Here is a 7,740-nt window from a genome sequence, read left to right as displayed (position 1 = left end):
ATATATCTTTTATCAGAAAAGTAATTTCCTAGAATATTAGAAAAGTAATTTCCTTAGAACGGCTTTAAACCTTTAATGAAATCGACAGCATTTTCAAGAATAATCTTTAGTTGATTTAAATTTTTTATCTCGTTTTTTACTGATTTTAAATTGATACATTTTCTATACAAAAAAATTGATTGATTTTCTAATTCTTGATTGATTTTCTGATTCAATGATGAATGTGAGGAGCAATTTATTTTTAAATTAGGAATTAGGTAAAAATAGATTCTTTTAATGAAGAGGAAGCTATAATCATGGTAAAAAACCAAAATTGAGAAAAAGAAAAATATGCATTTAAGAGGAGTTAAGATTTTACAAGGTCTTAAATTATTTCTTAAATTGTTAAAAAAATATTAGGGTGTTACCATCTTATGTACTTTCTTATAAGGGTTCCATTATGCCAATGATTAAATTTCCGGATGGAAACATAAAAAAATTTTCTAAATTTGTAACTGTTCAAGAAGTTGCTGAGTCTATTGGTGCTGGGCTTGCTAAGGCTGCATTAGCAGCAAAAGTTGATGATTGCTGGGTGGATGTGTCCTACCTTCTTCAGAAAGATGCCTCTCTGCAAATTATTACTGACAAAGATCCTGAAGGGCTCAAAATTATTCGACATTCTACAGCACATCTTTTAGCTCATGCCGTTAAAACATTATTTCCAACGGCTCAAGTTACTATTGGCCCCGTAATTAAAGATGGGTTTTATTACGACTTTGCTTTTGAACGTTCTTTTACTCCAGAGGATCTGGAAAAAATTGAGAAAAAAATGCATGAGATTGCAGAGGCTAATTTAAGAGTGGAACGAAAAATATTAACTCGTAAAGAAGCTTTAGCTCTTTTTGAAGGGATGAATGAGAAATATAAAGTTGAGATTATTCGTGATATTCCTGAGGAGGAAATAGTAACGGGCTATCAGCAGGGTGATTTTATTGATCTTTGTCGCGGCCCTCATATACCACGTACAGGCTTATTGAAAGCGTTTAAATTAACAAAATTAGCAGGGGCATACTGGAGAGGTGATAGTAAAAATAAAATGTTACAGCGAATTTATGGAACGGCATGGACTGATACTAAATCCTTAAAAATCTATTTGGATCATCTTGAAGAAGCTGAAAAGCGTGACCATCGGGTGCTTGGAAAAAAAATGGATTTATTTCATTTTCAATCAGAATCACCGGGGAATGTATTTTGGCATCCGAAAGGATGGAGCATTATCCTTCAAATGCGTGAATATATTCGTAATCTCACCCAGAAGTACGGTTATCAGGAAGTCAATACACCCCAGCTTATTGAAGCAAAGTTATGGGATAAATCTGGTCATTTAGAGAAATTCGGTGATGATATTTTTAGATTGTCGATGCTAGAACCTCAGCAGTATGTTATTAAACCAATGAGCTGTCCGGCCCATATTCAGATATTTAATCAAGGTATCAAAAGTTATCGTGATCTACCTATTCGTTACTCTGAGTTTGGTGTTTGTCACCGTAATGAGCCGTCAGGTAGTTTACATGCTTTAATGCGGTTGCGTAGTTTTATTCAAGATGATGGGCATATTTTTTGTACAGAGGCGCAGATCCGAGATGAAGTGTTGGCTTTTATCGATCAGGTACACCAAATTTATGCTGATTTCGGTTTTAATGAAGTTATTCATAAATTATCTACCCGTCCCGAAAAACGAGTGGGGACTGATGAAGTATGGACTAAGGCGGAGCAAGCTTTGGAAAAAGCATTGGATGAAAAGAATGTAAATTGGGAGATCTTACCAGGGGAAGGGGCTTTCTATGGACCAAAAGTTGAATTTTTGTTACGGGATTGCTTAGGTCGAGTGTGGCAATGCGGCACCGTGCAAGTTGATTTTTCGATGCCAGAACAATTGGGGGCACATTATATTGCTGAAGATGGCTCTCAAAAAACTCCTGTGATGGTCCATCGTGCTATATTAGGTTCATTTGAGCGCTTTTTAGGAATTTTATTAGAAGAATATGCTGGGAAACTTCCTCTCTGGTTAGCTCCTGTTCAAGTAGTAGTCATGAATATTAGCGATCGGCAAGCTGATTATGTTAAGGAAATCGTAGAAAATCTTAAAAATTTAGGTATTAGGGCTAAATCAGACTTGAGAAATGAAAAGATCGGATTTAAAATCCGTGAACATACTATTGCACGATTACCTTATCAAGTTATTATTGGTGACCGAGAAGTCGCCGATAAAACCCTTGCAGTACGCGCAGTAGAACGTGATAGAAAGCCAAGTGGTTTTACGTTAGAAGAGTTTGCTCATCAATTACAGGTAGAAATTGATCAGCGTAGTAGAAAGTCGCCGATAGCATTAACTATTTGAGGAGATAAGATATCAAATTAAAACGAACACGCATTAATAAGCAAATCCGTGTCCCAGAAGTACGATTAGTGGACGAGAAAAGCGAGCAAATAGGGATCGTGCAAATTGATCAAGCTTTAATTCTCGCTGAAGCAGCAGGATTAGATTTAGTTGAAGTTTCTCCGATGGCTAAGCCTCCTGTTTGCCGTATTATGAATTTTGGTAAATATCAGTTTGAGCAAAGCAAACGAAAAGCAGCTCAAAAGAAAAAGCAACGGTTAATTCACCTTAAAGAAATAAAGTTCCGTCCTGCAACGGATGTAGGGGATTACCAGGTAAAATTACGTAAAATTATAGCTTTTTTAGAACGTGGGGATAAGGTAAAAGTGAGTTTGCGTTTTAGAGGACGAGAAATGCAACATCGGGAGTTAGGATTAGATCTGTTAAATCGTGTCAAATGCGATTTAGGAAGTATTATTATCGAACAAGAGCCAAAGTTAGAAGGTCGTCAAATGACAATGGTATTCATGAAAGGTAAAGTTGAAAATTATAAAACGAAAAGTGAAAGAGAGTAATGCCAAAATTAAAGACTAATCGTGGGGCTACAAAACGCTTTAAAAGAACGGGTGGACTCGTTATTAAGCGAGCTGCAGCTAATCATAATCATATTTTGACGAAAAAATCACAAAAACGGAAACGTCGGTTACGCCAGTTAGATAAAGTCGCTAAAAGTGATCTTAAGACAATTGAGGGAATGCTGAGAATTTAAGTTGTTTTTAAGAATTTTTGATATTTGGAGATATAATATTTAGAGATATAATATTTGGAGATATAACATGCCAAGAGTGAAACGAGGTGTGATCGCAAGGGCTCGTCATAAAAAAATATTGAGTAAAGCAAAAGGCTATTATGGTGCGCGAAGTCGGATCTATCGTGTAGCGAAACAAGCTGTAATTAAAGCAGCCCAGTACGCTTATCGTGATCGTAAACAGCGAAAGCGTCAATTTCGTGCGTTATGGATCGTTCGTATTAATGCAGCTGCACGTGAGCACGGAATTTCTTATAGTAGTCTGATAAATGGCTTAAATAAAGCAGCAATTCTTATAGATCGGAAAATATTAGCAGATTTAGCTGTGAAAGATAAAGTTATTTTTGGAAAATTAACTGAGAAAGCCAAGCATGCATTAAGTAAATGATGATGCTCGGGGCGCGGCACCATGCAGACTCAATTAAAATCTTTATTTAATTTATTAAAAACCGCTAAAAAATACATTGACGAAGCAACTGATGAATTGACTTTGCAAAAAATTCGTATTCATTTTTTCGGTAAAAAGGGAGAAGTTACCCAATTAGTCAAATTATTACCGGAACTTTCCCCTAAAAAACGCCCTCAATTTGGAAAGTCAATTAATGAAGTAAAGTCTGAAATTCAGACTTTACTTACTAAGAGATCTGAACAGCTTAGGGAAAAAGCCCTTCATAAAAAACTAACACAAGAAAAAATTGACGTTACTCTCCGTGGTCGTTATACCAGCCTTGGTACGATCCACCCTATTGCTCGAGTTTCTGAACGAGTCATACAATTGTTTACTTTGTTAGGTTTTCAAGTTGTCGAGGGTCCAGAAATTGAAGACGAGTATCATAATTTTGAGGCATTAAATATTTCCTTAACTCATCCTGCTCGGACAATGGTAGATACCTTTTATTTTTCAGATAATCAGTTATTACGCACCCATACTTCTAATGTAAAAATACGTGAAATGAAAAAACACGGTGCACCAATTCAACTAATTGCATTGGGGCGAGTATATCGACGCGATTTTGATCTCACTCACACCCCTATGTTTCATCAAGTAGAAGGACTGCTAGTAGATAAACAATGTACTTTTTCGGACCTAAAAGGTTTATTACACCAATTTTTAAATTGTTTTTTCGAAACTAAATTTCGTTTGCGTTTTCGTCCTTCTTATTTCCCTTTCACGGAACCTTCGGCTGAAGTTGATATTTATCAAGCGTCTACCGACAGCTGGTTAGAAATATTAGGTTGTGGTATGGTGCATCCCAATGTCTTACGTAATGTAAATATTGACCCTGATAAATATAATGGTTTTGCTTTTGGTATTGGTTTAGATCGATTAGCTATGTTGCGTTATGGTGTACCTGATTTACGTCTCTTTTTTGAAAATGACTTACGTTTTTTAAGGCAGTTTTAATTCATGAAATTAAGTGAAATTTGGCTTCGTGAATGGGTCAATCCATTAGTTACAACGGAGTACTTAGCAGAACAACTTACTTTATTTGGTTTAGAAGTTGATTCTGTCAATTCTGTTGTTCACTCCTTTGAAAAAGTAGTGGTAGGAGAAATATTATCAGCAGAACAACATCCTAATATAGATCGATTGTCCTTTTGCCGAGTTAATGTGGGGAGAAGTGAGGCCTTAGAAATTGTCTGTGAATCAGAAAATATTCGTGCTGGTTTGAAGGTCCCTGTTGCTCTAATTGGTGGCCGAGTTGGTAAGCTGCAAATTAAACAAAATAAATTACGAGGTGTAGTTTCCCATGGAATGATATGTTCAGAACGCGAGCTAGGTTTTTCGGAAGATCAAAATGAATATATTATGGAGCTTCCTGCTGATGCTCCTGTCGGTAAAGATTTACATGATTATTTACAATTAAAGGATTATATTTTTGATATTTTCCTAACTCCTAATCGAGGAGATTGTGCTAGCGTACGAGGAATTGCTAATGAAGTGGCTGCCATTAATCGGATTTCTGTAAAAGCACCTAAAGTAGTTTCTGTAACACCCCTCATTGATGCTATTTTTCCTATTAGGATACAAGCTAAAGAAGCCTGTCCGCATTATGTAGGTCGGATTATTCGCAATATTGATAATAATACTCAAACTCCTGTTTGGATGCGAGAACGATTACGACGTAGTGGATTACGCTCTATCTATCCTGTTGTAGATGTCCTGAATTATGTGATGTTGGAATGGGGTCAACCTATGCATGCATTCAATTTTAATCAATTGTGTGGCGAGATTTGTGTGCGCTATGCAAGTTTCAATGAAAAAATTACTTTGATTGATGGGACTAAAGTTAGTTTGAATAATTGTACTTTAGTGATTGCAGATAAAAACCAAGTACATGCTATTGCAGGAATTATGGGGGGTGCTAATTCGGCCGTTAACAAAAAAACAAAAAATATCTTTTTGGAAAGTGCTTATTTTACGCCAAAGAATATTTTATTAACGGCACGACAATATGGTTTAAATACAGATGCTTCGTATCGATTTGAGCGAGGTGTGGATTTCGAACTACAAAAACTGGCAATGGAACGTGCAACGGAATTGTTATTGACGATTACGGGTGGAGAACCAGGTCCTATTGAAGAGCAACGTATTGAAGCAACTTTTCCCTCTATTAAAAAAGTTGGTTTACGTCGTGAACGAATTAAGCATTTATTGGGAGTTGATATTCCTGATAAAGAGATTCAGCAGATATTAGGTTTTTTAGGTATGACCTTTCAGCCAGAAATAAATGGTTGGCAAGTCATTGTACCAAGTTATCGTTTTGATATTACTCAAGAAGTCGATTTAATTGAAGAAGTAGCACGATTGTACAGCTATGAACGTATTCCTCAAACTATGATGAAACGTAAAATAGCTGTATCTCCTGTGGTGGAGACAGAAGTAAGCTTAGCTCGGATTCGGCGTTTAATGGTTGACCGTGGGTATAACGAAGCCGTGAATTATAGTTTTGTGGATGATAAATTGCAGAACAAGCTTAATCCTAATTTAGAATCTCTTGCTCTTACTAACCCAATTGCAAATGATATGAACGTTATGCGAAATAGTTTATGGCCTGGGCTTATTATTGCAGCGAAATATAATCAATCTCGTCAAATTGAGCGCGTGAGACTTTTTGAAATTGGCAGATGTTTTATCCATTGCAATAGAAAATGGCAACAAGTAACTAAAATTGCTTCTTTGATTGTGGGGAATGCTAGTAACTTACAATGGGGAGAAAAAAAACGACTAGTCGATTTTTATGACATGAAAGGAGATGTTAGCGCGCTACTTTCACTTACCCACGCTGAAAAAGATTTTAGTTTTGTACGAGCAAAGCACCCTGCCTTGCACCCAGGGCGCTCTGCTGCTCTTTATTTTAAAGAAGCTTGTATTGGCTATTTAGGCACCTTGCATCCTGTGTTGGCACGAGAATTAAACTTTAGGAGTATTCCTTACTTGTTTGAGGCAGAACTTAGAGCTTTTACAAAGAGAAGGTTACCTCATTACCAATCTATTTCTAAATTTCCTATGGTTCATCGTGATCTTGCCCTTGTGGTTGATCAAGACGTTGAAGCTTCGCAAATTGAAGAAGAAATTATTCAAAATGCTGGACATTTATTAATCATGATTGAAATTTTTGATATATACGAAAGCGGTGAAGATATTGAATTGGGAGAAAAAAGTATTGCTTTAGGGTTGACGTTTCAAGACTCATCCCGCACTCTAAGAGACGAAGAGATCAAACAGGTCATTGAAGGTATAATCTCTACGCTTAAGTGTAAGTTTAATGTCAAATTGAGGGCATAATTAATGGCACTCACAAAATCTGATTTAGTAGAACATTTATTTAGTGTGATAAACTTGAATAAGCGAGAGGCAAAAGAGTTAGTTGAATTATTTTTTGAGGATATCCGCCGTTCATTAGAAAGAGGAAATCCGGTAAAATTATCGGGATTTGGTAATTTTAATTTGCGTGATAAAAATCAACGTCCCGGACGCAATCCTAAAACTAGTAAAAAAATTCCTATTACAGAACGGCGTGTTGTAACATTTCGTGCTAGCCTAAAACTCAAATCAAAACTAGAGAAAAATCTTAAATCAGAACAAAGAGAATCATAAATCGGAAACTTAATTACTTTCTATTCATGAACAATTATATTTTTTAATTGGTGAAACTGGCAAATTCTGTGAGTTACGTACTTATATTTTGTTGTTGGGAGAAAGAATTTTCTCCGTTGTCGATTTCTTAAAACAAGAAGTTAACCGTCGTTACTATCAATTAAAAGATATTTTTTACTGGTGGTGCTAAAAATTTTCTGTTTATTTTATGAAGAAGGTTATATCATTGAAGGTTCTAAACAAAAGCTTTTTGAAGATGAAGTTCAGAATAAAAGCGAATATCAAGCGTACGAAACAATTCGTTATACTATTTTAGCATTAGTATTGGAAAAGATTTTAGTTAGTTTAAAAATTACTTGAGATTTTAGATTTTCTAACTGTTTTTAATAAAAAAGTTATTGCGGTGTCTGTGTGATTAGCAAAGGTGTGATAATCACTCTTTGAAATCCATTACATCAGAGTGTCCAGTGT

8 protein-coding genes are annotated in these 7,740 nt (G+C 35.7%); all 8 read left to right on the top strand.

All coding sequences use genetic code 11. The features are described from left to right. The first annotated feature begins 439 nt into the window (after positions 1-439). Entirely contained in the window at positions 440-2,380 is a 1,941-nt protein-coding gene (thrS, locus tag CLERM_RS02800) for a threonine--tRNA ligase (protein WP_102157080.1), read from the top strand. A gap of 11 nt (positions 2,381-2,391) precedes the next feature. Further along, complete coding sequence (gene infC, locus CLERM_RS02795) at positions 2,392-2,934, top strand: translation initiation factor IF-3 (protein ID WP_102157079.1); 543 nt, start codon at positions 2,392-2,394, stop codon at positions 2,932-2,934. Then, entirely contained in the window at positions 2,934-3,128 is a 195-nt protein-coding gene (gene rpmI, locus CLERM_RS02790) for a 50S ribosomal protein L35 (protein WP_102157078.1), read from the top strand. The genes infC and rpmI overlap by 1 nt, the downstream gene beginning before the upstream one ends. A gap of 67 nt (positions 3,129-3,195) precedes the next feature. Next, complete coding sequence (gene rplT / locus CLERM_RS02785) at positions 3,196-3,555, top strand: 50S ribosomal protein L20 (protein ID WP_102157077.1); 360 nt, start codon at positions 3,196-3,198, stop codon at positions 3,553-3,555. Positions 3,556-3,576: 21 nt separating this feature from the next. Continuing rightward, a complete protein-coding gene (gene pheS, locus CLERM_RS02780) occupies positions 3,577-4,572 on the top strand; it encodes a phenylalanine--tRNA ligase subunit alpha (protein WP_102157076.1) in 996 nt (331 codons plus the stop codon). A gap of 3 nt (positions 4,573-4,575) precedes the next feature. Further along, on the top strand, positions 4,576-6,957 hold the full coding sequence (gene pheT, locus CLERM_RS02775; RefSeq protein ID WP_102157075.1) for a phenylalanine--tRNA ligase subunit beta: 2,382 nt from the start codon (positions 4,576-4,578) through the stop codon (positions 6,955-6,957). A 3-nt stretch (positions 6,958-6,960) separates the two neighbouring features. Next, on the top strand, positions 6,961-7,269 hold the full coding sequence (locus tag CLERM_RS02770; RefSeq protein WP_102157074.1) for an integration host factor subunit alpha: 309 nt from the start codon (positions 6,961-6,963) through the stop codon (positions 7,267-7,269). Between the two features lie 180 nt (positions 7,270-7,449). Then, the gene (locus CLERM_RS02765; RefSeq protein WP_102157073.1) at positions 7,450-7,629 is read left to right on the top strand and encodes a hypothetical protein; all 180 of its coding nucleotides are present in this window, start codon (positions 7,450-7,452) and stop codon (positions 7,627-7,629) included. Positions 7,630-7,740: the final 111 nt, after the last annotated feature.

This window comes from Coxiella-like endosymbiont (assembly GCF_002871095.1).
Lineage (GTDB): Bacteria > Pseudomonadota > Gammaproteobacteria > Coxiellales > Coxiellaceae > Coxiella.
This window is presented reverse-complemented; position numbering and strand designations above follow the sequence as displayed.

Excerpts from the sequence above, each read along its gene's own strand:
- thrS (WP_102157080.1), top strand. The coding sequence starts at position 440 with ATGCCAATGATTAAATTTCCGGATGGAAACATAAAAAAATTTTCTAAA.
- pheS (WP_102157076.1), top strand. The coding sequence starts at position 3,577 with ATGCAGACTCAATTAAAATCTTTATTTAATTTATTAAAAACCGCTAAA.
- rplT (WP_102157077.1), top strand. The coding sequence starts at position 3,196 with ATGCCAAGAGTGAAACGAGGTGTGATCGCAAGGGCTCGTCATAAAAAA.
- rpmI (WP_102157078.1), top strand. The coding sequence starts at position 2,934 with ATGCCAAAATTAAAGACTAATCGTGGGGCTACAAAACGCTTTAAAAGA.
- CLERM_RS02770 (WP_102157074.1), top strand. The coding sequence starts at position 6,961 with ATGGCACTCACAAAATCTGATTTAGTAGAACATTTATTTAGTGTGATA.
- pheT (WP_102157075.1), top strand. The coding sequence starts at position 4,576 with ATGAAATTAAGTGAAATTTGGCTTCGTGAATGGGTCAATCCATTAGTT.